This window comes from Streptomyces sp. NPDC001606, assembly GCF_053596835.1.
Genome location: NZ_JBSFHC010000015.1, coordinates 141,724 through 163,790, shown reverse-complemented (window position 1 = coordinate 163,790; position 22,067 = coordinate 141,724). Strand labels below are relative to the sequence as shown.

The 22,067-nt window shown below is 72.9% G+C and carries 21 protein-coding genes; 5 read left to right on the top strand and 16 right to left on the bottom strand.

Annotated elements, in window-relative coordinates; all coding sequences use genetic code 11:
• The first annotated feature begins 72 nt into the window (after positions 1-72).
• Positions 73-1,293, top strand: coding sequence for an FAD-dependent oxidoreductase (locus tag ACWCV9_RS25840; protein ID WP_450789948.1), 1,221 nt, complete (start codon positions 73-75; stop codon positions 1,291-1,293).
• Between the two features lie 56 nt (positions 1,294-1,349).
• Here the strand turns inward: ACWCV9_RS25840 and ACWCV9_RS25835 are convergent, their stop codons facing one another.
• Positions 1,350-2,720, bottom strand: coding sequence for a right-handed parallel beta-helix repeat-containing protein (locus ACWCV9_RS25835; protein ID WP_450789946.1), 1,371 nt, complete (start codon positions 2,718-2,720; stop codon positions 1,350-1,352).
• 117 nt (positions 2,721-2,837) lie between these two features.
• Complete coding sequence (locus ACWCV9_RS25830; RefSeq protein ID WP_450789944.1) at positions 2,838-3,590, bottom strand: SDR family NAD(P)-dependent oxidoreductase; 753 nt, start codon at positions 3,588-3,590, stop codon at positions 2,838-2,840.
• Positions 3,591-3,744: 154 nt separating this feature from the next.
• On the opposite strand from ACWCV9_RS25830, the gene ACWCV9_RS25825 reads away from it, so the two are divergent.
• Positions 3,745-5,214: an MFS transporter gene (locus ACWCV9_RS25825; RefSeq protein ID WP_450789942.1), complete on the top strand. Its 1,470-nt coding sequence runs from the start codon at positions 3,745-3,747 to the stop codon at positions 5,212-5,214.
• 92 nt (positions 5,215-5,306) lie between these two features.
• Here the strand turns inward: ACWCV9_RS25825 and ACWCV9_RS25820 are convergent, their stop codons facing one another.
• The 5 genes from ACWCV9_RS25820 to ACWCV9_RS25800 form a co-directional block, all read right to left on the bottom strand.
• A complete protein-coding gene (locus ACWCV9_RS25820) occupies positions 5,307-6,077 on the bottom strand; it encodes an SDR family NAD(P)-dependent oxidoreductase (RefSeq protein WP_385842174.1) in 771 nt (256 codons plus the stop codon).
• Between the two features lie 2 nt (positions 6,078-6,079).
• Positions 6,080-6,760: an SDR family NAD(P)-dependent oxidoreductase gene (locus ACWCV9_RS25815; RefSeq protein WP_450789939.1), complete on the bottom strand. Its 681-nt coding sequence runs from the start codon at positions 6,758-6,760 to the stop codon at positions 6,080-6,082.
• Between the two features lie 25 nt (positions 6,761-6,785).
• Entirely contained in the window at positions 6,786-7,991 is a 1,206-nt protein-coding gene (locus tag ACWCV9_RS25810) for a cytochrome P450 (RefSeq protein ID WP_450789937.1), read from the bottom strand.
• Entirely contained in the window at positions 7,988-8,671 is a 684-nt protein-coding gene (locus ACWCV9_RS25805) for a TenA family protein (RefSeq protein WP_450789935.1), read from the bottom strand. Before ACWCV9_RS25805 ends, ACWCV9_RS25810 begins: the two co-directional genes overlap by 4 nt.
• Before the next feature lie 83 nt (positions 8,672-8,754).
• Entirely contained in the window at positions 8,755-9,366 is a 612-nt protein-coding gene (locus ACWCV9_RS25800; protein WP_450789933.1) for a PadR family transcriptional regulator, read from the bottom strand.
• A 128-nt stretch (positions 9,367-9,494) separates the two neighbouring features.
• Here ACWCV9_RS25800 and ACWCV9_RS25795 point away from each other — a divergent pair, with 128 nt between their 5' ends.
• Positions 9,495-9,938 (top strand): hypothetical protein, encoded by a 444-nt coding sequence (locus ACWCV9_RS25795; protein ID WP_450789931.1) that lies wholly within the window; start codon positions 9,495-9,497, stop codon positions 9,936-9,938.
• Positions 9,939-9,946: 8 nt separating this feature from the next.
• On the opposite strand, the gene ACWCV9_RS25790 is transcribed toward ACWCV9_RS25795, so the two are convergent.
• Both ACWCV9_RS25790 and ACWCV9_RS25785 read right to left on the bottom strand, forming a co-directional pair.
• Entirely contained in the window at positions 9,947-11,149 is a 1,203-nt protein-coding gene (locus ACWCV9_RS25790) for a cytochrome P450 (protein WP_450789929.1), read from the bottom strand.
• Between the two features lie 89 nt (positions 11,150-11,238).
• A complete protein-coding gene (locus ACWCV9_RS25785; RefSeq protein ID WP_450789927.1) occupies positions 11,239-12,300 on the bottom strand; it encodes a methyltransferase in 1,062 nt (353 codons plus the stop codon).
• 172 nt (positions 12,301-12,472) lie between these two features.
• Between ACWCV9_RS25785 and asnB the strand changes: the two genes are divergently transcribed.
• Together asnB and ACWCV9_RS25775 are read left to right on the top strand one after the other, a co-directional pair.
• Positions 12,473-14,329, top strand: coding sequence for an asparagine synthase (glutamine-hydrolyzing) (asnB, locus tag ACWCV9_RS25780; protein WP_450789925.1), 1,857 nt, complete (start codon positions 12,473-12,475; stop codon positions 14,327-14,329).
• 12 nt (positions 14,330-14,341) lie between these two features.
• Positions 14,342-15,019 (top strand): class I SAM-dependent methyltransferase, encoded by a 678-nt coding sequence (locus ACWCV9_RS25775; RefSeq protein WP_450789923.1) that lies wholly within the window; start codon positions 14,342-14,344, stop codon positions 15,017-15,019.
• Positions 15,020-15,079: 60 nt separating this feature from the next.
• Here the strand turns inward: ACWCV9_RS25775 and ACWCV9_RS25770 are convergent, their stop codons facing one another.
• The 7 genes from ACWCV9_RS25770 to ACWCV9_RS25740 all read right to left on the bottom strand — a co-directional run bounded on the left by ACWCV9_RS25770 (position 15,080) and on the right by ACWCV9_RS25740 (position 22,064).
• Complete coding sequence (locus ACWCV9_RS25770; RefSeq protein ID WP_450789921.1) at positions 15,080-16,678, bottom strand: FAD-dependent monooxygenase; 1,599 nt, start codon at positions 16,676-16,678, stop codon at positions 15,080-15,082.
• Entirely contained in the window at positions 16,675-17,361 is a 687-nt protein-coding gene (locus ACWCV9_RS25765) for a TenA family protein (protein WP_450789919.1), read from the bottom strand. The genes ACWCV9_RS25770 and ACWCV9_RS25765 overlap by 4 nt, the downstream gene beginning before the upstream one ends.
• 103 nt (positions 17,362-17,464) lie before the next feature.
• Entirely contained in the window at positions 17,465-18,316 is an 852-nt protein-coding gene (locus ACWCV9_RS25760) for an NAD(P)H-binding protein (RefSeq protein ID WP_450789918.1), read from the bottom strand.
• Positions 18,317-18,335: 19 nt separating this feature from the next.
• A complete protein-coding gene (locus ACWCV9_RS25755) occupies positions 18,336-19,547 on the bottom strand; it encodes an FAD-dependent monooxygenase (RefSeq protein ID WP_450789916.1) in 1,212 nt (403 codons plus the stop codon).
• On the bottom strand, positions 19,547-20,404 hold the full coding sequence (locus tag ACWCV9_RS25750; RefSeq protein WP_450789914.1) for an LLM class flavin-dependent oxidoreductase: 858 nt from the start codon (positions 20,402-20,404) through the stop codon (positions 19,547-19,549). Before ACWCV9_RS25750 ends, ACWCV9_RS25755 begins: the two co-directional genes overlap by 1 nt.
• Before the next feature lie 35 nt (positions 20,405-20,439).
• Entirely contained in the window at positions 20,440-21,837 is a 1,398-nt protein-coding gene (locus tag ACWCV9_RS25745; RefSeq protein ID WP_450789912.1) for an FAD-dependent oxidoreductase, read from the bottom strand.
• A complete protein-coding gene (locus ACWCV9_RS25740) occupies positions 21,834-22,064 on the bottom strand; it encodes a ferredoxin (protein WP_385842191.1) in 231 nt (76 codons plus the stop codon). The genes ACWCV9_RS25745 and ACWCV9_RS25740 overlap by 4 nt, the downstream gene beginning before the upstream one ends.
• Between the last annotated feature and the right edge of the window lie 3 nt (positions 22,065-22,067).

Here is a 22,067-nt window from a genome sequence, read left to right as displayed (position 1 = left end):
GGGACGGCACATGCTGCCCGGGTGCGTACGCGGCAACCACGCGGCGACTTCACGGCGACGAGAGAGGTGTCCATGGCGGTGACGACGAGCCGATCACCCATCCGGGTCCTGGTCATCGGCGGCGGTATCGGTGGGCTCTGCCTGGCCCAGGGGCTGCGGCGCGCCGGTGTCGACGTCCAGGTGTACGAGCGCGACGAGTCGGCCGACGGGCGGCGGCAGGGCTACCGGCTGCGGATCAGCCCCGAGGGCGAGGCGGCGCTCCGGGCCTGCCTGCCGCAGCGGCTGACCGAGCTGCTGGCGGCGACCGCGAACGCCCGCGACGACAGCGGACTGGCCGCCTACGACGAGCATCTGACGCCGCAGTGGGCGCCGGCCTTCGAGGACCCCCGGGCCGGCCGGGACGACAAGATCGATGCCGTGGACCGGGTGACGCTGCGGCGGATCCTGCTGGCCGGTCTGGAGGAGGTCGTCCACTTCGGGAAGAACTTCGAGCGGCTGGAGCGGACGCCCGACGGGCGGGTGACCGCCTCTTTCGCGGACGGCAGCGAGGCCGTCGGTGATGTGCTGGTCGCTGCGGACGGCACCAACTCGCGGGTCCGCGGCCAGCTGCGGCCCTGGGACGTGCCCCAGGACCTGGGCATCCGGACGATCTTCTCCCGGATCCCCCGGCGGGAGGCCATCGAGGCCGGGCTGCCGGAGGCACTGCGGGACCGCTTCAGCTATGTGATCGGCACCGACGGCCACCACCTGGGCCTGATGCCGATGCTGTTCCGCGAGCGCCCGTCGCGGGCGGCCGCCCGGCTGTGGCCGGACGCCGGGCTGGAGGACAGCGACGACTACTACATGTCGGTGTTCAACGTGCACCTGGCGGACCTGGGCCTCACCGACGAGGAGTTCTTCGCGCTGAGCGGCGAGGCGCTGTGCGCGCTGGTGGTCGAGCGGACCCGGGCGTGGCACCCCGACCTGCGGGAGATCTTCCGGTTCGCCGACCCCTCGACGTCGTTCGCGGTGGCGCTGCGGGCCACCACGCCCGTGCAGGCGTGGGACGTATGCCCGGTGGTGCCGCTCGGGGACGCGGTGCACGCGATGCCGCCGTCCGGGGGCGTGGGGGCGAACACCGCCGCGCGGGACGCTGCGGCGCTCAGTGGCCTGCTGGCCGCGGTGGACCGCGGGGAGCGCGAACTGGCGGAGGCGGTGCGCGACTACGAGAAGGCGATGGTGGAGTACGCGACCGAGGGGGTGGAGTTGTCCCTGCGGATCGCGGAGTGGTCGATCAAGCGGGCGCAGGGCTGAGACGACGGCAGAGCATCGCCCGGGTACGGGAGGTACCCGGGCGATGCTCCGTGGTGTCAGCGCCTGGTCGCCGGGCCGGTGTCGCCGGCCGGGACCTGGGTGATGTTGCGGTAGACGTTGTTCTTGAAGATGCCGACGGGGTCGTTGATCGTCGAGCCGCCGGGCGCGCCCACGAACGTGTTGTCGTGGTAATTGACCACGCTCTGGCCGTTGTTGCCGATCAGCGCCTTGGCCACCGAGGTGCGGACGGTGTTGCCGTAGAACTCCAGGTTGGTCATGGTGACGCCACAGCCGTTGAAGATCACCGGGAAGGTGAAGCCGTTGTAGGTGGCGTCGTGGTCGTTGACGCTCTTGTTGTACCGGACGACGACACCGTCGCTCAGCTGGCCGGGCGCGGTGCAGAAGGCGAGGAAGCCGCCGCCGTTGTCGTGGCTGTAGTTGTACTGGTAGGTGACGTCGGAGTTGGCGCCGTCCGCGTCGAAGGCCATCATCGGCGGCGCGGAGGCGCCGTGCGAGACGTCGTTGTGGTCCAGCACGGCCTTGTCGGAGTTCCACACCCAGACGCCGGCGTGGTAGACGGTGGCGCGCAGGCCGAAGCCGTTGACGACGTTGTGGTCGATCCTGGGGGCCGTACCGTTCTGCACCACGATGCCGTCGCCGCCCTGGTCCGACAGCCGGTTGCCGGTGATGCGGACGTTGGTCATCGGCACATAGCTGTTCTCGCCGGCCGGGAACAGGGCGCGCTTGGACCACTGGGACTCGGTGGCGATGCCGTAGCCGTCGGTGCCGGAGACGGTGCTGCCGGACACCGTGATGCCGTCGAAGGTGGTCGGCGTGGCCGACCCGGCCGCCTTCAGGACGATGCCGCCGCTGTCCTCGTTGTCCGGACCCGTGCTGTCGATGCCGGTGACGTCGTGCACCTTCACGTTGTCGATGACGTAGTGACTGCCGGTGCCGTAGTCGCTGAGCAGCACGTAGATGCCGGTGCGCGCGGTGGAGTCCGGGGTGGTGGTGTCCGAGACGTCGAGGTTGCGCAGTTCCCAGCCCTGCACGTTGTGCAGATAGACCGTGGCGCGGGCGCCGCCGCCGGCGAGGAACGCGCGCGCGGTGCCGCCGTAGGTGCTGACCGTGATCGGCGCGGCGGCCGTGCCGGAGCCGTGCGGCGCGAGTACGCCGTTGCAGGTGACGCCGCTGCGCAGGAGGATGGAGTCGCCCGGGCGGAAGGTGGTGTCGCCGACCTTGGCGAGCGTGCGCCAGGCAGTGCTGGGGGACGCGCCGTCCGCGGAGTCGTCGCCGGCGGAGCAGTCGACGTAGTACTGCCGGCCGTCGGCGTGCGCGGGGGCGGCCGCGGCGAGCGGGGCGGCGCCCAGGGCGAGGACGGTCGCCGCACTCATCACCGCTGTTCTCGGTATCCGGGTGGATCGCATGCTTGGTGCTCCTTCTGCTTGCGTGCGTGACGCTGTCTCAGCGTGGCTGAGATGGTGTGGTCGCCCGGCCGAGAACCGCTCGAGCCACAGTCGAACCGCCCTTGAACGCCCTGCGGATCACCGTCCACCGGCGGGGTGGATGATCTGGCCGTTGATGTTCCCGTTCGCCCCCGAACCGAGGAAGACGATCAGCCTGGCCACGTCGTCCGCCGTGCTCAGACGGCCGCTGGGGGTGTCCGCGACCGCCTTCTCCAGGAGTGCCGGGTCGACCGCGTCGAGACTCTCGGTGAGCGTGCCGCCGGGCGCGACCACGTTGGCGAGCACGCCGTCGCCCGTCCACATCAGGCCACGGACGAAGCCGTGCAGGGACGCCTTCGCGGCGCTGTAGATCTCCGAGCCGGGATTGCCGTACGTCGCCGTCACCGAGGACAGCAGCACGATCCGGCCCCAGCCGCGTTCGCGCATGCCGCCGAGGGCCTGACGCACCGTCCACAGGTGGCCCTCGACGTTCTCCCGGTAGCGGCCCAGCCAGAAGTCCATCGGGAACTGGTGGTACGGCACCATCTCCTCGGGGTTCATCCACACCCAGGTCTGGGCGTTGGCGACCACCACGTCGACACCGCCCCACCGCTCCTCGACGGCGCTCACCGTCGCGGCGATCGATTCCGGGTCGGCCAGCTCGTAGTGGAGCGCGCAGGCGCGGTCGTCGCCGCCGAGTTCCTCGACCAGTTCCTTGGCGGCGCGCTCGGACCGGTGGTACGTGACCGCGACCCGCGCGCCCTCGGCGGCGAAGATCTTCGCGGTGGCCCGGCCGATACCTTTCGTGGCGCCGGTGACCAGTACTCGTTTGTCCGCCAGTCCCAGATCCATGGCATTTCCCCTCGTACTTCGTGCGACGCGGCCCCGTCAGCCGGTCCCGCCCCCACCTTCGACAACGGTGCTCGAGCGCGGCTTGACCGGTTCTGGAGCTGTCGGCCGCATGGTTCGCGCCAGATTCGCGTCATCGATCCCGAAAGGTTCGGCCATGGATCCCACTCCCGCGGACAGACTGCGCTGGTACGCCCTCGCGGCGATCCTGACCACCCACTGCATGGACCTGCTCGACGGCATGATGGTGAACACGGCCGCCCCCGCGATCGGCAAGGGCCTGCACGGCAGCTACACCGACCTGCAATGGATGGGCGCCGGCTACGCCCTGGCGTTCGCCTCCCTGCTGATCACCGGCGGCCGGCTCGGGGACATCGCCGGGCGCAAGCGGATGCTGCTGATCGGCACGGCGGGGTTCACCTGCGCCTCGCTGCTGGCGGGGCTGGCGGTGAACCCGGAGATGATCATCCTCGCGCGGATCGCGCAGGGGGCCTGTGCGGCGGTGATGGTGCCGCAGGGGCTCGGCATCATGCGCGAGCTGTTCCCGCCGCGCGAACTGCCCCGGGCGATCGGCATGATGGGCCCGGTGGTGGGCATCGCCGCGATCGTCGCGCCGGTGCTGGGCGGTGCGCTGGCGACCGGGAACCTGTTCGGTCTCGGCTGGCGCGCGGTGTTCTTCGTCAACCTGCCGCTCGGTGCGCTGGCCCTGTTCGGCGCCGTGCGGTACGTACCCGACCAGCCGCCCGCCGAGGGGGCGTCGCTGCGCCGGCTGGACGGGACCGGCACCGCGCTGGCCGTCGGCGCGATGGTCCTGGTCGCCTACCCGCTGATGCAGGGGCGCACCGCGGGCTGGCCGGCGTGGTGCTTCGCCAGCATGGCGGCGGCGCTGCCGGTGCTGGTCCTGCTGGGCGTCCACCAGAGCAGGCGGGCACGGGCCGGCCGGGTGCCGTTGATCGAGCCGCGCCTCGTCCGCGACGGCAGGTTCGTCGCCGCGCTGGTGGTGGGGGTGCTGTACTACACGGCGCTGAGCGGCATGATGTTCGCGCTTCTGGTGCAGCTCCAGACCGCGCACGGCTTCACCGCACTGGGCGCCGGCCTGGCCATGGTGCCGTGGACGCTCGGCTCCGCCGTCGGATCGGCCGTGGCCGGGCACCTGCTGGTACGGCGCCTCGGCAGCCGGCGCACCCTGCAAGGCGGCCTCGCGCTGCTGGTCGTCGGGGCGGTCGGGGTGATCGCGGTGGTCTCGCGCAGCCACGCCGTCGGCGCCTGGCAGCTGCTGGTGCCCCTGTCGCTGCTCGGCCTCGGCATGGGCGGCGTGCTGACCCCGTACTACGACATCTCGCTCGCCCTGGTCACCATGGAGCAGACCGGCACCGCCTCGGGCCTGCTCAACTCCTTCCAGCAGCTGGGCAACAGCATCGGCTACGCACTGCTGGGCACGGTCTTCTTCAGCTCTCTGACGAACACCCCGCACGGGGCGGACGGCGCCCTGCGCGTCACCTTCTGGGTCGCCGCCGGCCTGCTCGCGGCGGCCTTCGTGACGGCCTTCGGGATGCGCCCCCGCCTCCAGCGGGCCCAGCCCGGCCCGGCGAGCCGGACGGACATGGTCCCGGAGGGCCGGGTGTGAGTCCGGCTCCGGACCACACCCGCGCGCCCCCGCCTCCCGCCGGTGCTCCGGCGGGAGGCGGGGGCGCGTCGGGGCGAGCGGGGCAGGGCGGATCAGCGCAGGGCCGGACGGCTCATCCCGGCGTCGATGGTGTAGTCCGAGCCGGTGATGCTCGGGACCTTCCCGGAGGCGAGCAGGACCACCAGGGTGGCGACCTCCTCGGGTTCGATGATGCGGCCGGTGGCCAGGCCGGTCATCTTCGGGACGGCCTCGATGAACTCCTCGGGGGTGAGTCCGGCGCTGCGCGCGGTCTGCGGGTTGGTCCAGACCCGGGTGCGGACCGGGCCGGGCGAGATGGTGTTGACGCGGACGCCCAGCGGGGTGAACTCCGCGGCCAGCGACTTGCCGACGCTGGCGAGCGCGGCCTTGGCGGCCGAGTAGTGGCCGAGCCGCGGGTCGGCGAGGGTGGCGTTGACCGAGCCGATGTTGATGACGGCGCCGCGCCGCTCGACCAGGCTGGGCAGCGCCTCCCGGGTGGTGCGGACCGCGGTGAGGACGTTCAGGCCGAACGCCTCGCGCCAGGTGTCGTCGTCGATGTCGAGGAAGCCCGCGGCCAGTTTGACGCCGCCGCCGACGTTGTTGACCAGGATGTCGATGCCGCCGAACTCGCCCAGCGCGTGCCCGACCAGGTCCCGCGCGCCGTCCTCGGTGGCCAGGTCGACGGTGCGGGTGTACGGGGTGGCGGCGCGCAGCTCGGGGCCGACGGTACGGGAGCCGCCCAGCACCCGCGCGCCCGCTTCGGCGAGGGCGCGGACGCAGGCCAGCCCGATTCCGCTGCCGGCTCCGGTGACCACGGCGGTTCTGCCGGTCAGGTCGAATCGCATGGCTACTCCCGTGAGGTGGATGAGTGTTCGGCGAAGAAGCGTCCGGTGGGGCCGCCGTGCGGCTGCGTCGCGACATCGGCGATGTACCGGGCGGCCTGCTCGGGGGACTGGTGCGGGCCCGGCATCATGCGGGTGCGGACGCGGCCCGGGTTGACGGCGTTGACGCGGACGCCGGTGCCCTCGGTGGTCGCGGCGAGCATGGTGGTGAGGCCGTTGAGCGCGCTCTTGGACAGCGAGTAGCCGGGGGTCTTGGGGAACAGCCGGCCGCCGAACTCCGCGGTGGTGCCGCTGGAGACGACCAGGGCGTGGCCGCTGCCGCGCCGGATCATGGCCGGGACGAACTCCTGGAGCACCCGCCAGGTGCCCAGCAGGTTCACCCGCAGGGTCCGTTCGACCAGCTCCAGCGGTACGGCGAGGGGCTCGGTGCCCGCGTCGAGCAGCACACCGGCGTTGCACAGCAGGATGTCCGGCGCGCCGACGGTCTTCGCGGCGCGGGCGACGCTGTCCGGGTCGGTGGTGTCGAGGTCCGTCCAGCGGGTGCCCAGTTCTTGTGCGGCGGCGCGGGCCTGCTCGGGGTCGCGGGCGGTGAGTACGACGTCCAGGCCCCGGCGGTGCAGTTCGGCGGCGACGGCGCGGCCGATGCCGCGGTTGGCGCCGGTGATCAGGGCGGTGCCTGTGGTCATGGAGGCTCCTGGGGTCCGGCGCCGGTCAGTGCAGGCGCACGCGCAGGTGTTTGACGCTGTTCATGAAGTTGGTCTCCGGGCGGGCGGGGGCCTCGACGAGTTCCAGCCGGGGCAGCAGGTCGGCGATCCCGTCCAGGAACTCGCGCAGCTCCAGGACGGCCAGGCCGTTGCCGATGCACACGTGCGGTCCGCCGCCGCCGAAGCTGAGCTGGGGGTTGGGCGTGCGGCCGAGGTCGAACCGGTCGGGGTCGGTGAACACCCGCTCGTCGCGGTTGGCGGAGCTGTACCAGACGACGACCTTCTCCCCCGCCGCCACCGGCTGCCCGGCGATCTCGGTGTCGGTGACGGCCCGCCGGGCGAAGTGGGTGACCGGGGTGACCCAGCGCAGCACCTCGGTGGCGGCGCTCGGCAGCAGGTCCCGGTCGGCGCGCAGCCGGGCGAGCTGGTCGGGGTGGTCGAGCAGGGCCAGGACGCCACCGGTGACGGAGCAGTAGGTGGTCTCGATGCCCGCGGTGACGAGGGTGGAGGCGAACAGGCCGACCTCGTCCGGGGTGAGCCGGTCGGGCAGGCCGAGCCGTTCGGCGCCGTTCAGCCGGGCGCCCAGCAGCAGCGAGAAGCAGTCGTCGGCGGGGTGGGCGGCCCGGTGGTGGGCGAAGTCGTGCAGGTAGGCGTGGATCTGCTGGAAGGGGTCGGGCCCGGCGTCGTCGCCGTACTCCTGGTCGCCGAGGTTCACGGTCCGGCGGGCCCAGCCGAGCATGGTGGCGCGGTCCTCGCGCGGGATGTCCAGCAGTTCGAGCAGCACCTCGAAGGGCAGGCGCAGGGCGATGTCCTCGGCGAGGTCGAACTCGCCCTTCTCCCGGGCCTCTTCGAGGAGGGAGTCGACGATGGCCCGGATCGGGTCCCGCAGGGCGGCCAGCCGGGCGGGGGCGAACACCTTGAAGGTCAGCTTGCGCACCCGGGTGTGCTCGGGGGCGTCCAGGAAGGTGATGATCGGCGGGCTCGGGTCGACCTTGCGGATCGAGGTCATCGTGGTCGGGCTGGAGGAGAAGGTCCGCGCGTCCCGGGAGACGGCGGACACGTCCCGGTGCCGCACCACGTGCCACAGCGGCTCGCCGTCCGTGTCGGTGCCCCGGCTGACCGGAGCGACGTCGCGCAGGTGGCGGAAGTACTCGTAGGGGATTCCGTCGGCGAAGGACTTCGGGTCCATCAGGTCGAGGTGGTGGACGATCATCGCGCACCCCTTCCGGCCGGCTGCGCGGCGGGGGCGGCGCAGGCGTCGGCGAAGGCGAGTTCATGGCGGATGCCGAGGGCGAAGTGAGTGGTGAGCACGCGGCGTTGCGCGGGGGTGGACCGTTCCGCGAGCCGGTCGGTCAGCTCGGAGAACGCCTCGACGGCGAAGCGGTACGACTCGCCGGGGTGGTAGGCGGTGATCCAGGGCAGGTAGCGGCTGCCCGGGACGGCGTGGTCGCGCAGGTGGTCGGAGACCTCGGCGTTGAACCAGACCATGGGCAGCAGCGCTCCGACGCCGGCGTGGTACGAGGAGGCCGCGGAGGTGGTGAAGAAGGCGGCGTGGGCCGCCACCGCCGGCGCGACGGGCTCCTCGGCCGCGTCCGGTCCGGGCAGGCCGAGGCCGGGGGCGAGGGCGGCATAGGCCGCGCGCAGGCCGTCGCGGGCGTCCAGGGTGCCGACCACGGACTGGCCGAACAGGCGGGCCCCGGCGTCGTCGGGGGCGTCGGCGGCGCAGCGGGCCAGCGCGCGGGCGTAGGCGGGCAGCAGGTACGCGGTGTCCTGGTGGACGAACCGGGCCAGCGCCGCGGCGGGCAGCGTGCCGTCGCGCAGCCCGGTCCAGAACGGATGGTTCAGCACCTCGTGCAGCACCGGTGCGCAGATCTCGCGGAGCTCCTGCCGCATCGCTCTCCCTCTCGCCGCGTCGTCCGTCGGCTCGGGACGGTAGTGACGCGCGCTCGAAGGAGGCTGGTGCCGCTCTCGACCGGTCAGGCGGCTCCGGGTCCGGCGAGGGCGGTCAGTTCCTCCCACGACCAGCGCAGACGGGCGCTGCGCAGGTCGTCGGTGACGGCGGTGAGCCAGCGCAGCTCCGCCGCGGCCATGGCGCGCTGGTACTCCGTCTCCAGCCAGATGACGCGGCCGAGTCCGTCGTCGTCCGCGTCGGCGAGCGCCGCGTCCAGGGCGTCCACGGTGCGGACGAGGGCGGCGGCGCGGTCGTCGAGGACGGTCAGCGCCTCCTCGGGGGTGAGCATCAGCGCGAAGGAGAGCGCGACGGGGAACTGCGGATACTCCGGCTTGGGCGTGCCGAGCATGTCGAGCAGCCACGCGCGGGCGACCCGGCGGCCCTCCTCGGTGATCCGGTAGACGGTGCGCTCGGCGTACTGCTCGTCGCGCTCCACCTCGTGCACCTCGACCAGCCCGGCGGCGAGCAGCCGCTCGACGGTCCGGTGGATGCTCGTGCGCTGGCTGACGTTGACGACCTGGTCCTTGCCCCACTCCTTGATCAGCCGCTGCATGCCGTACGGGTGCAGCGGCTGGTAGTGCAGCAGCGACAGGACGGTCAGGGCGAGCGGGGAGCTGCGCGGCGCTGAGGCGGACATGCGCTCAGTGTACGTCCCACCGTAACTAGTTGCGTTGAAACTAGTTTCTGTGCAACCATCATGGTGCCGGGCAAGACAGCGAGACGGCATCGGGAAGGCACGACCAGTCGAGGGAGAGGACCACCGACATGACCACCACCGAGCGCATCCACGCCCGTGGCACCGTGACCAAGCGGCTGGGCAAGTGGACGTCCGCCGACGCCTTCGACGTCCGCGGCAGGGACGCGGGCGTCGTGCTCGACCTGCGCGCCCCGGAGGTTCCCGAGGACGTGCAGATCACCGTGGACCTGCGGCACAGCACGCTGAAGCTGCTGGTGGGCGAGGGTGACGTCCTGGACGACGGCGACGTCACCTGGCCCGCGAAGGGCCGGCTGAAGGACGCCCAGGGACCTTCCGGCAAGACCGGCCGCCGGATCCACCTGTACGGCACCGCAACCGACAGCGAGATCCGGGTGCACCGCGGTGGCGTGGCCATCGTGTCCGCGATGCTCTCCCGGGAGTACCTGGACGACGCCCGGCGCGCGTTCAAGGAGCACCGGCACACCACCGTGGACGACCCGTCGCGCGGCTGAGGCCGCCGCTACCAGGCGACGGGGAGCGAGTGCACCCCGTGGAAGACCTTGTCCTCGCCGGCCGTCGGGACCAGCTCCGCCGGGACGGCGAGGCGCAGGCCCGGCAGCCGGCGCAGCAGTGCGCCGAAGGCCAGCTTCATCTCGAACCGGGCCAGCTGGGCCCCCAGACACTGGTGCACACCGTGGCCGAAGGCCAGGTGCGGCGCCTGGTCGCGGGTCAGGTCCAGCTCGTCCGGGGCCGAGTAGACGGCCGCGTCGCGGTTGGCCGAGGCGAGCGAGAGGATCAGCGTCTCGCCCGCCCGCACCGTCTGCCCGGCCACCTCCAGGTCCTCGCGGGCGGTCCGGGTCAGCCCGAACTGGACGATGGTCAGATAGCGCAGCAGCTCCTCGACCGCGGTGTCGAACAGGCTCTCGTCGGCCCGCAGCGCCGCCAGCTGGCCGGGGTGCTGGAGCAGCGCGAACGCCCCGAGCCCGAGCATGTTCGCGGTCGTCTCCAGGCCGGCGATCAGCAGCAGCGCGCCGATCCCGACGACCTCCTCCTCCGTCAGCGCGGCGGCCCCGTGCAGCAGGTCGCTGAGGATGTCGTCGCGGGGCCGGTCCCTGCGGTCCCGGACCAGCTCGGCGAGGCCGCCGTACAGCCCGTCCCGGGCCTCGCGCAGCGGCTTCTCCGCGGTGTCCAGGGACAGCATCGCGAGGATCCAGCGCTGGTAGTCCGGGCGGTCCGCCTCGGAGATGCCGAGCATCTCGGTGATGACCCGGGTCGGGATCGGCTGCGCGAACCACTCGACCAGGTCGGCCGGCGAGCCGTGCTCGATCATCCCGGTCAGCTGCTCGTCGATGATCTGCTCCAGCCGGGGCGTGATCTCACGGCAGCGTTTGCGGGTGAAGTAGCGGCTCACCTGCCGCCGGTAGCGGCTCTGCTCCGGCGGGTCCAGCGCCGAGAAGACCCCGGGCGGGACGTCCAGCTCGTCCTCGGGGAGCGGGAGTTCGGTCGCCGGGGTGACCTGGATCAGCGGCGGACTGGTCCGCGGGTCCGCCAGCGCGGCCCGCACGTCCTCGTACCGGGTGACCAGCCAGCCGACCCGGCCGCCGGGCAGCCGCAGCCGGCTCATCGGGCGTTCGGCGCGCAGCCGCGCGTACTCCTCGGGCGGGTCGAACGGGCAACCGCGCCGCGCCGGCAGGGTCATCGGGTCGGGAAGCGGCATCGACATGGGCACACCTGTCCTCTGAACCTCTGAGCCTTCGAGCCTGTGGTGGTCCGCTCGCGGCCGCCGACGGGCCGGGGCCGCGGAGCCGCTCGTCACACCGGCCGGTACTCCAGCAGGGCGACGTCGCCGGGCGCGGGATCGTTGGCCGGGGCGAACCCGGCGTCGGCGGCCAGCCGGTTCCACTCCGCGCGGCCGCGCTCCCGGCCGCCGAGCACGGCGAGCGACTCGACGTCGATCAGCTTGCCGATGTCCCACTCGCCCGGGCCGCGCAGCAGGTTCTCCACGATCAGCAGCCGGGCGCCGGTGTCGCCGATCGCCGCGCGGATGCTGCGCAGGATCAGCACGGCCTTGTCGTCGTCCCAGTTGTGCAGCGTGTTCTTGATGAAGTACGCGTCGCACCCGGACGGCACCGCGGTGAAGAAGTCGATCGGGGCGATGGTGACGCGGTCCTCCACGCCGGAGCCGTCGAAGACCGCCTTGGCCTCGGCGACGGTGTGCGGCTGGTCGGCCAGCACACCCGTGGTGTTGGGGTTGCGGCGCAGCAGCTCGACCAGGAAGTGGCCGCGGCCGCCGCCCACGTCGGCGATCCTGGCGAACCTGCCGAAGTCGAACTCGTCGAAGATGCGCTCCGTGCCGGGGTAGCGGTTCTGGAGCATCGCCCGGTCCAGCACCGCGGCCTTGTCGGGGTTGGCCTTCGTGTACTCGTAGAACGGCAGCCCGAAGGCGTGCGTGAACGCCGATCCGCCGGTGCGCAGGGTGTGCGCGACGTCCTCGTAGGGACGCCAGAGCATCGGGTCGGTGGCGAACAGGAACATGTCGCGGATGCCGCCCTCGGCGTCCGAGACCAGGCCCTCGGAGACCGGCAGCAGCGCGAACCGGCCGTCCTCGCCCTCGTGCAGCACGCCGGCGGCGGCGACGGCCCGCAGCACCCGGTAGAGGGCGTCGGGGTCGGTGCCGGTCGCGGCGCTCAGCTCGGCCACCGTGCGCGGGCCGTCGGCCAGCGCGTCGGGCACCTTGACTTCCACCATCGCCCGCAGCGCGCCGATCGCCCACTTCGCGTAGACGAATCCGAGCACCTGCTGGCGCGGCGGCAGGCTGCGGTCGAACCATCCGTCCATGCCCGCGGGCTGCGGAGGGCCGTCCTGCGCGTTCATCCTCGTCCACCTCTCGTCGGGGGGCTCCGGCCGCCGACAGCGTCCCGGCGCCGGCTCGAATCCGGGTGGAACGGTGCTCGGTCGCGGCGGCCGGGTTCGACCGGCGGTCGAGGAGTACTCGAAGCGGCTGCCGGACGCTCGGGGCGGTACGCAACCGACGAAGGGGACGCCTATGTGCGGCATCACTGGCTGGGTGGACTTCGGACAGGACCTCTCGCGGGAACGGCCGGTGCTGGAGGCGATGACCGACGCCCTGGCCGCCCGCGGCGTCGACGGCCGGGGGCTGTGGCTGGACGGCCACGCCGCGCTCGGGCACACCCGGACGGCCGTCATCGACGTGGCGGGCGGCGCGCAGCCGCTGGCGGTGGAGGAGGACGGCCGTACGGCGGCCGTGATCGTCCACAACGGCGAGGTCTACAACTTCAAGCAGCTGCGCAGCGAACTCCAGGCACGGGGACGCCGGTTCCGCACCCGGACGGACACCGAGGTGGCGCTCCAGGCGTACCTGGAGTGGGGGCCGTCCTTCGCCTCCCGCCTCGAGGGCATCTTCGCGTTCGCCATCTGGGACGTGCGCCGCGAGGAACTGGTCCTGGTGCGCGACCGGCTGGGCGTCAAGCCGCTGTTCTACACCCCGCTCCCGCGGGGCGTGCTGTTCGGCTCCGAGCCCAAGGCGCTGCTCACCCACCCCGCGGTCCGCCCGGTGGTGGACCTGGAGGGCCTGCGCGAGCTGTTCACGGTGGCCAAACAGCCGGGCCGGGCCGTCTTCCGGGACATGCGGGAGCTGCTGCCCGGCCATACGCTGACCATCGGCCGGGACGGCGCGCGGCAGCACACGTACTGGACGCTGACCGCGCGCGAGCACACCGACGACCTGCGGACCACCGTGGGTACGGTGCGCGATCTGCTGGACGACATCGTGGAGCGCGAGCTGGTCGCCGACGTGCCGCTGTGCACTGCGCTCTCCGGCGGCCTGGACTCCAGCACGGTCACCGCGGTCGCCGCCGCCCGGCGGTGGAAGCAGGACGGCGAGCGGATCCGGACCTTCGTCACCACCTTCGACGGCTACGTGGAGAACTTCCGCAAGGACGACGTGCGGTTCTCCCCCGACGAGCCGTACGCGGCCGAGGTCGCGGCGCACGTCTCCTCCGACCACGTCAACATCAGGCTCGACCCGCACGCCCTGATGGACCCCGGCACCCGGCTGAACGTGGTGCTCGCCCAGGACGCCCCGTCCACCCTCGGCGACATGGACACCTCCAACTACCTGACCGCGCGCGAGATCAAGACGCACTCGACCGTGGCGCTGGTCGGCGAGGTGGCCGACGAGATCTTCGGCGGCTACAACTGGATGTTCAAGCCGGAGTGCGTGGCCGCCGACGTCTTCCCCTGGGTGGTCAACGAGGGTCTGCACCCGGGCAACCGGGGCGGCCAGGGGCGCGACCTGTTCGCCGTCGGCTTCCTGGAGAAGCTGGACATGGCCGGCCACTACGCCGACACCTACCGCGAGGCGGTCGCGCAGGTGCCGCACCAGGCGGGCGAGAGCCCCGAGGAAGCCCGGATGCGCACCATCGGCCACCTCACCCTGACCCGGTGGCTGCCGATGCTGCTGGACCGCGGCGACCGGCTGTCCATGGCGCACGGCCTGGAACTGCGGGTGCCGTACGCCGACCACCGGCTGGTGGAGTACCTCTACAACACCCCGTGGAGCCTCAAGACCTTCGACGGCCAGGAGAAGTCCCTGCTGCGGGCCGTCGCCCGGGACCTGCTGCCGACCTCCGTGCTGGAGCGCAAGAAGAGCCCGTGGCCGGTCACCCAGGACCCGGCCTACACCCGGATGCTGCACGCGGAGCTGGCCGCCCTGGCCGCCGACGACAGCGCGCCGATCCAGCCGTACCTCAACCACGAGGCGGTGCGGCGCACGCTGGACCACCCCGGCGACGCGCACGACTGGCCGAGCCGGATGCACCTGGAGATGGCCCTCCAGTTCAACACCTGGCTGCGCCACTACGGCATCGAACTGGCGATCTGAACGGAGACCCGTATGACCGACCTCGCGTCCGAACGGCTCGACCCCCGCATCGCGCACGCCCAGGAGGTGTACACCCGCGGGAAGCTGGCCATCTACGACAAGTGGGTGCTGGGACTGTTCTGCTCGGCGGTGTGGCGCTGCCCGGCACACGTGATGCGCCGCCTCTACGACACCTCCGTCGGCCGGCGCCACCTGGACGTCGGGCCCGGCACCGGCTACTTCCTCGACAAGTGCCGCTTCCCGGACCCGGATCCGGAGATCACCCTGCTCGACCTCAACGAGGAGTGCCTCCAGATGTCGGCGGCGCGGATCGCCCGGTACCGGCCGCGGACCTGCCGGGCCAACCTGATGGAGCCGCTGCCGCTGCCCCCGCAGCACTTCGACTCGGCCGCCATGAACCTGGTCTTCCACACCATCCCCGGCGGCTGGGACGGCAAGGGCGTCATCCTCAAGCACGTCGCGCAGACGCTCCGCCCCGGCGGCGTGCTGTTCGGTACGACCGTGCTGGCCGAGGGCGTGCCGATGAACCGGCTCACGCACAAGCTGCTCCTCGAACAGCACCGGCGCGGCAACTTCCAGAACCAGGGCGACGATCCCCAGGGTCTGGAGCGCCAGCTGGCGAAGTACTTCCCGGAGTACCGGGTACGGATCCGCGGCGCGGTCGCACTGTTCCGCGCGACCGCCGGCTGAGGTCCGGCAGGCAATACCAAGGGCGCCGGTCCCGTGCGGGACCGGCGCCCTCGTCGTGCGTCAGGCGGTGACGGACAGGACCTCGCGGAGCGCGTCGGTGAGCGCCGCCGCCGGATCGGCGGGAAGCTCCTCACCGCGCCAGGCGACATAGCCGTCGGGGCGGACCAGGACCGCGCCGCCCTGACCGAGGCGGTAGCGGGTCGCCCACTCGGACTCGACATCGGTCAGCTCGGCCCCGGAGGCGGCCGGGCCGACCTGGTAGGCCCGCACGGGCACCGAGGTCTGCTCGGCGGCCTTTGCCGCCGCGCTCTTCCACTCGTCGCCGGCGGGGCCGGTGAGCAGGACGAACGCGTCATGGAACAGGTCGTGCACGCCGATGCGGCCGCCCTCGTGGTCGAGCCACAGGTGCGGCGCCCGGGTGCCGGGCCTGGCGTACTGGTCGACCTGCTCGCCGATGACGCCGGTGTGCTCCGCGCCGATCATCGCCGAGGAGCGGTAGCGCTGGGCCAGGATGCACAGCGTCGGCTCCAGCGGGTCCTCCTGCGGGGTGGGCCCGAACCGCGACTCCTGGCTGCGCACGGTGAGGTCGGCCAGCTCCACGGCGACGGCGCGCCGCTCGTCCTCGTAGCTGTCCAGCAGACCGTCGCCGGCCTGCCCCTTGATCACCGCGGCGAGCTTCCAGGCCAGGTTGTGGGCGTCCTGCACCGCCGAGTTGGCGCCCAGCGCGCCCGCCGGCGGCCACACGTGCGCGGCGTCGCCGACGAGGAAGACCCGGCCGGAGCGGTAGCGGTCGGCGACCCCGACCGCCTCCTCCCAGGAGGCCTTGTCGATGACCTCGACGGGCACGTCCCGGCCGATCAGGGCCTGGGCCGCGGCGGCGCACCGCTCCAGGGTGTAGTCCTCCGGGGACTCCTCGGCGGGGTCGTAGGTGAGCGCGACACCCCAGTGGTTCGGCAGGGCGTGGGTGACGAAGCCACCCGCGACACCGTTGCCACCGATGATCCAGAACAGCGCGGTCTTCTCGATCAGGTCCGACAGATCGGCCTTGATCACGAAGGAGACGTAGGAGCGGATCGTGCCGCGGCCGGTCCGCGCGATGCCGAGGCCGTCGCGGATGGTGCCGCGGTAGCCGTCACAGGCCACCAGGTAATCGGCCCGCACGGTACGGCGTTCGCCCGTGCCGCGGTCCTCGATCACCGCCGTGACGCCGTCCGCGTCCTGCTCCACCGAGACGCACTGGGTGTAGTGCCGGAGCTCGGCGCCGTTCGCGCGGGCGCGCTTGGCCAGCACCGGCTCCACGGTGCTCTGGTCGGCCATGCCGAACTCGCCGGCGGTGAACTCGGGCAGCGCGCGCGGGGAGTCCTGCGCCATGATCCAGTGCCACTCGGAGCTGAGGTTCTCGCAGCGGACGACGCCCGAGTCGGCGTCGAAGGGACGGCCCGCCTCCTTGATCTCCGCTTCCAGGCCGAGCGGCCGGTAGATCTCCATCGTACGGGGGTTGATGCCGCGGGCGCGCCCCTGGACCGCCACACCGGCGTGCCGGTCCACGAGCAGCGACCTCACTCCCTGGTGCGAGAGGAAGAGCGATGTCGCCAGCCCGGCATAGCCGCCGCCGACGATCAGTACGGGCACGGTCTCGTCGTACGGGGTCACTTTCATGCATTCCTTTCCGATGTGGTTTCGGCCCGGTCGTGCAACCGCCAGGCCGCCTCGCAGAAGGCGAGCTCGTAGCGCGCCCCGTGCAGGAAACCGTCCTCCAGGAGGGTGAGTTCGGCCTCGGACGCGGTGGCGGCGAAGTCGTCGACGAGCGCGAGGTAGGCCTCGACGTAGTCGTCGAAGCCGTCTCCCGGGCAGTACTGGGCGATCCAGTCCGTGTAGCGGGTGCCCGGCACCAGGCGCCGCCGCAGTTCGACGCAGACCTGCTGGTGGAACCAGGTCATCGGCAGCAGGCCGCCCAGCGCCGCCGCGAAGGAGGTGGCCGAGACCGCGGTGAGGAAGGAGGTGTGGGCGAGCGTCGACCGGCTGATGCCGTCGTCCGGCTTCAGATGCGGGAACCGGTCGGCCAGCACGTCGAGTTCGCGTGCCATCCGGCCGAGCGACTCGAACGTCGCACCGGCCGCGCCCGCCAGGAGCGCGCCCTGGGCGGGGAGTTCGGCGACGGCGGCGGTACGGGCGAGGGCGCGCGCGTAGGCGGGCACGGTGAAGCGGAAGTCCTGCTCGGCGAAGTGCCAAAGGGCCTCGGGCGGCAGGGTGCCGTCGCACAGGCCCGCCCAGAAGGGATGGGTGCGCACCTGCCCGAGGAGCGGTTCGGCACGGGTCCGTAACCGCTGACGGAATGCCATGGGACTCAACCCCCTCCTGCCCCGTCGGGCGAGTTCTACCAGGTGTGGCTCCCCTCGAAACTCGACCACGTCGATCGAGAACGGCTCGAGTCCCACCGGAGCGTCAGCCGGTTGTGAACAGGTGCTCGTGGCGCTTCAGCCAGGCGTCGAAACCGGCCGGCTCCCGCCCGGTCAGGCTGCGCACGGTGGGCAGCGGCACCCCGCCCCTGCGCGGGTCGGGATCGGCCTGGGCGTCGAGCAGTCCGGCGGCGAAGGCGGCCGGCAGGCCGCCCGCCGCCATCGCCTCGGCCGCTGCCTCGCGGGGCGCCTCGACGTACTTCAGCGGGCGGCCCAGCAGGGCGGCGACGCGGGCAACCTGCTGGGGCGCGGTCAGCGCCTCGGGACCGGTGATCCGGTGGACCCGGCCGCCGTGCCCGGCGGTGGTCAGGCAGACGACGGCCACCGCGGCCACGTCCGCCGGGTCGACCACCGCGCGCGGGATGTCCCCGTACGTCTGGTACACGGTCCCCTCGGCGGCGATCGAGGCCCGCCACTGGAGGACGTTCGACATGAAGGCGGCCGGGCGCAGCGCGGTGAACTCGGCGCCGGTCCGGGCGAACGCCCGCTCGGACTCCGCGTGGGCACGGCCGTACGAACCGGCGGCGGGCTCGTCCGCGGCGACCGAGGACAGCTTCACGACCCGGCCGACCCGGCACCGGCGCACCGCGTCGGCGACCACCGCCTCCTGGGCGGCGGCGTCCGGCCCGGCGGACAGCACGAAGACGGCCTCGGCCCCATCCAGCGCGGCCCGCACGGTCTCCGGCCGCCCCAGGTCCCCGACGGCCACCTCGACACCGGGGCCGAACCGGACCCGGTTCGCGTCCCGTACGAACGCCCGCACCGCCCGGCCGCCGTCCCGCAGTCCGGCGACCACCTCGCGCCCGACGGTACCGCCGGCACCGATCACGACAATCACGTCGACTCCTGTCCGTGCGTCACGTCGCCTCGCTCAGGGGGGCCGGGAGGAGGGGCGGGGGCTGCCAGTCGCCGACCGCCACCAGGCCCTGCTGGGACGCCGTGGGCGGGGTGCGGCGGAGCCGGGCGTTGCGGCGCAGGATGCGCCAGCGGCGTTCGGTGAGCTTGAACTCGCCCATCCGCCGGGAGGCTTCGACGATTTCCTGGGAGCGCGGCCGGCGCTGCTCGTCGTAGCGGGCGAGAGCCGCCGGGACGTCGGGGTCCGCGGCGAGCGCCGCGCACAGCACGGCCGCGTCCTCCAGGGCCTGGCAGGCGCCCTGGCCGAGGTCGGAGGTCATGGCGTGGGCGGCGTCACCCAGCAGCGCGACCCGCCCGGAGACGTACGAGGGCAGCGGCTGGGCCAGCTCGTAGACGTCGTGGCGCAGTACCCGGCCGGCCGGGGTGGCGGCGATCAGCTCGGGCACCGGGTGGTGCCAGTGGCCGAACCGCCGCCGCACCTCCGCGTGTTCGTCGGGGAAGCGCAGCCCCTCCGGGGTGTTGGCGACGGCGAACCAGTAGACGCGGTCGCCGCCGAGCGGCATACGGCCGAACTCCAGGCCCCGGCCCCAGCTGCTGCCGCCGGGCTCGGCCGCGCCGTCCACGCCCTCGGCGATGCCGCGCCACACGCTGTGGCCGCTGTACACCGGCGGCGCCACCCGTGGCCAGCGCGCGCGCCGGAGCCGGCTGAACGCGCCGTCGGCGGCGACGACCAGGTCGGCGTGCAGGGTCCGCTCGCCGACGGCCGTACGGTGCACGGCCCGCACCCCGTCGGGGAGGTCGACGACACGGGTGACCTCGGCACCCGTGCGCAGGGCGCGGTCCGGCAGGGCCGCGCGGAGCACGGCGTGCAGCTCCGGCCGGGTCAGCACGATCAGGGAGAGGCCGTGCGCGCGCAGGAAGCCCGGGTCGGCGGGGGGTTGCAGGCGGCGCCCGGAGGCGAGTCGCAGGCCTTCGCCGCCGGGCGCCATGACCGCCGCGCGCCGCCGTACCTCGTCGCCGACGCCCAGCAGGTCCAGCGCGCGCTGGGCGTTGGTGAGCAGCGAGATGCCGGCCCCGGCCTCGCGCGGTGCGGGGGCGCGTTCGAGGACGGTCACCTGCCACCCGGTCCGGTGCAGGCCGACGGCGGCGGCCAGGCCGCCGATCCCGCCGCCCACCACGACGGCGCTGCGCCCGGTGCCGGGCAGCCGCGCCATCAGCTGAGGACCGCTTCGGCGAGCAGGTCCAGGTGGCCGGGGTCGGCGGTGACCGAGAGCAGGAACAGCTCGTCGCAGCCGGCCGCCGCGTAGCCCTCGGCGGCCGCGCGGAGCGTTTCGCCCTCGGTGATGGCGCCCTTCGCCAGGTGCTCGGCGAGCTGCCCCATGTAGCCGTAGTACGACAGCATGTGCGCGCGGGCGTCCTCCTTGCCGTTCGGGCCGAGCGCGGCGTAGCAGTTGGCGCCCATCCGGGGGGTTCCCGCGCGGCCCTCCTCCGCCCAGAGCTTGCGGAAGCCCTCGACCTGCTCGGCGTACCGCTGGGGCGGGCCGCCGGGCGAGATCCAGCCGATGGTGTGGCGGGCGGCCCGGCGCAGGCCGGCCGGGGAGTGGCCGCCGCCCCACAGCGGGATGTCGCCGCGCACCGGGCGGGGTCCGACGCCGGCGTGCGGCCCCTCCCCCGCCCACATCTGCCGCATCTCCTCGATCGTGGTGTCCAGGCGGCGGCCGCGGGTGCGGAACTCGGTGCCGGTGGCCGCGTAGTCGTCCTCGCGCATGCCGGCGGAGACACCGACGACCAGCCGGCCGTCGGAGATCCGGTCCAGGCTGGCGAGCTGCTTGCCCAGCTCGACGGCGCTGGGCCGGTAGGCGGGCAGCAGGATGGCGGTGACCAGCTTGATCCGGGTGGTGACCGCGGCGGCCGCGGCCAGGGCGACAATGCTGTCGTAACTGTCGTACACCACACGGTCGGTGACGGTCAGGCTGCTGAAGCCGAGGCGGTCGGCCCGGCGGGCGAACTCGATCAACCGGCTGCCCTCGGCGCCGGGCACGCCGATCGGCAGGCAAACGCCGATGTCCACGGTGGTTCCTCCTCGGGTGACGGTACGTCGGTCGGTCAGTCCTCGTCGCGGTCGCCGCCGCGGCGGGTGTGCATCGCGTCGGCCATCCGCTGCTTCACGGACGGGATCCGGGACGCGACGTGGAGCTGGGCGCGCAGGGCGGCGAGGGCGAGCCGGCCGAGGTACGGCCGGTGGATCAGCTGGTCGCCGCCGGTCTGGGCCTTGGAGGCGAGGACGGCCTGGAAGCCGTAGTCGATCATCTTGGTCTCGTAGCCGCGGACGGCGTCGTGCAGGCTGCCGTGGCCGTCCCGGAAGGCGGTGAGCCTGCGGGTCAGGAGTGCGGCGTCGCGCAGCGCGGTGTTGGCGCCGACGCCCTGGCCGGGCGTCATGGTGTGGATGGCGTCGCCGATGAGGGTGATGTTGGTGGTGGGCCACTGGGGCACGGGCACCGAGGTGCGGATGTTGATGGGGAAGCAGGTGCTCGGGTCGGCGAGCCGGAACAGCTCCCGCAGGTTCGGATGCCAGTCGGCCGTCATCTGCCGGACGAGATCGATGAGTTGGCGTCCGTCCCGCTTGAGGACGTCCGGCGGGAACTTGTCGGTGGACGCCCAGAAGCCCCAGTTGACGTAGTCGCGGGTGTTGTCGAAGAGCAGGCCCGGCCACTGCTGGACCAGGTCGGCGTCGTTGCCGCCGATGCCGTGCTTGAGCAGGCCGTCCCGGTCCCACGGGAACTCCATGGTGTGCAGGATGCAGCTGTAGCCGTGGGGGGCGAGGACCAGGCCGATGCCGTCGGCGACGGTCTCGGGGAGCAGCGCGCGGGACTCCGCGGTGAGCGGGAGCTTCGCGGCGATGGAGACGATGCCGGCGTCCTCGACCCGGGCGTGCGGCAGATACTGCCTGCGCACCCGGGAACCGGCGCCGTCCGCCGCCACCAGCAGGTCGCCGGTGTCCTCGCCGCCGTCCGCGAAGTACGCGGTGACCCGGCCGTCCGGGCGCTGCTCGTAGTGGGTGAACGTCCTGCCGAACCGGATGACGTCCTCCATGCCGGTGAACAGCACCTGGCGCAGCGTCATCCGGCTCACCGAGCGTTCGCCGCTCTCCTCGTCCACGGCGGGGCGCAGCGGCAGGTCGATGCTGGTGCGCAGCCGCTCGGTGAGCATGACGAAGTGGCGCGGCGGCCGGGCGCAGGTGGCCTTGAACGTCTCGTACAGCTCGGGGGGCAGCACCTGCTTGAGGGCCGCGCTCCCGTCCGGCCCGATCCCGACCCGGTACCCGTGCAGTCCGGCGCTGCGGGTCCGGTCCCGCTCGTAGACGACGACGTCGAACCCGGCCCGCCGCAACCCGTGCGCCAGCGCCATGCCGCCGGTGCCGGCGCCGATGACGATGACGCGGAAGGGGACGGGGGCCGGTGCCTCGCCGGCCCCGGACGCAGGCTTCAGCGGTTCGCTGCTCATGGGGTGGTGTCGCTCTCCTCGGAGGTGAGGCCCTCGACCTGGATGGAGCGGGTGGGGCAGCCGCGCCAGGCGCGCCGCAGCTCGTCGCGGAGGGTGTCCGGGGGCCGGCCGTCGAGGACCACGACGCGGCCCTCCTCGTCCTGGTCGAACACCTGCGGCAGCCGGTAGACGCACAGGCTGCTGGTCACACAGGTCTCCCGGTCGGCGGAGACACGCAGGGAGCCCATCGC

Bases quoted from the DNA above. Each gene is read 5' to 3' on its own strand.
- ACWCV9_RS25765 (WP_450789919.1), bottom strand. From the start codon at position 17,361: ATGGCATTCCGTCAGCGGTTACGGACCCGTGCCGAACCGCTCCTCGGG.
- ACWCV9_RS25825 (WP_450789942.1), top strand. From the start codon at position 3,745: ATGGATCCCACTCCCGCGGACAGACTGCGCTGGTACGCCCTCGCGGCG.
- ACWCV9_RS25745 (WP_450789912.1), bottom strand. From the start codon at position 21,837: ATGAGCAGCGAACCGCTGAAGCCTGCGTCCGGGGCCGGCGAGGCACCG.
- ACWCV9_RS25755 (WP_450789916.1), bottom strand. From the start codon at position 19,547: ATGGCGCGGCTGCCCGGCACCGGGCGCAGCGCCGTCGTGGTGGGCGGC.
- ACWCV9_RS25840 (WP_450789948.1), top strand. From the start codon at position 73: ATGGCGGTGACGACGAGCCGATCACCCATCCGGGTCCTGGTCATCGGC.
- ACWCV9_RS25795 (WP_450789931.1), top strand. From the start codon at position 9,495: ATGACCACCACCGAGCGCATCCACGCCCGTGGCACCGTGACCAAGCGG.
- ACWCV9_RS25775 (WP_450789923.1), top strand. From the start codon at position 14,342: ATGACCGACCTCGCGTCCGAACGGCTCGACCCCCGCATCGCGCACGCC.
- ACWCV9_RS25785 (WP_450789927.1), bottom strand. From the start codon at position 12,300: ATGAACGCGCAGGACGGCCCTCCGCAGCCCGCGGGCATGGACGGATGG.
- ACWCV9_RS25815 (WP_450789939.1), bottom strand. From the start codon at position 6,760: ATGACCACAGGCACCGCCCTGATCACCGGCGCCAACCGCGGCATCGGC.
- asnB (WP_450789925.1), top strand. From the start codon at position 12,473: ATGTGCGGCATCACTGGCTGGGTGGACTTCGGACAGGACCTCTCGCGG.
- ACWCV9_RS25740 (WP_385842191.1), bottom strand. From the start codon at position 22,064: ATGGGCTCCCTGCGTGTCTCCGCCGACCGGGAGACCTGTGTGACCAGC.
- ACWCV9_RS25790 (WP_450789929.1), bottom strand. From the start codon at position 11,149: ATGTCGATGCCGCTTCCCGACCCGATGACCCTGCCGGCGCGGCGCGGT.
- ACWCV9_RS25805 (WP_450789935.1), bottom strand. From the start codon at position 8,671: ATGCGGCAGGAGCTCCGCGAGATCTGCGCACCGGTGCTGCACGAGGTG.
- ACWCV9_RS25835 (WP_450789946.1), bottom strand. From the start codon at position 2,720: ATGCGATCCACCCGGATACCGAGAACAGCGGTGATGAGTGCGGCGACC.
- ACWCV9_RS25810 (WP_450789937.1), bottom strand. From the start codon at position 7,991: ATGATCGTCCACCACCTCGACCTGATGGACCCGAAGTCCTTCGCCGAC.
- ACWCV9_RS25820 (WP_385842174.1), bottom strand. From the start codon at position 6,077: ATGCGATTCGACCTGACCGGCAGAACCGCCGTGGTCACCGGAGCCGGC.
- ACWCV9_RS25770 (WP_450789921.1), bottom strand. From the start codon at position 16,678: ATGAAAGTGACCCCGTACGACGAGACCGTGCCCGTACTGATCGTCGGC.
- ACWCV9_RS25830 (WP_450789944.1), bottom strand. From the start codon at position 3,590: ATGGATCTGGGACTGGCGGACAAACGAGTACTGGTCACCGGCGCCACG.
- ACWCV9_RS25800 (WP_450789933.1), bottom strand. From the start codon at position 9,366: ATGTCCGCCTCAGCGCCGCGCAGCTCCCCGCTCGCCCTGACCGTCCTG.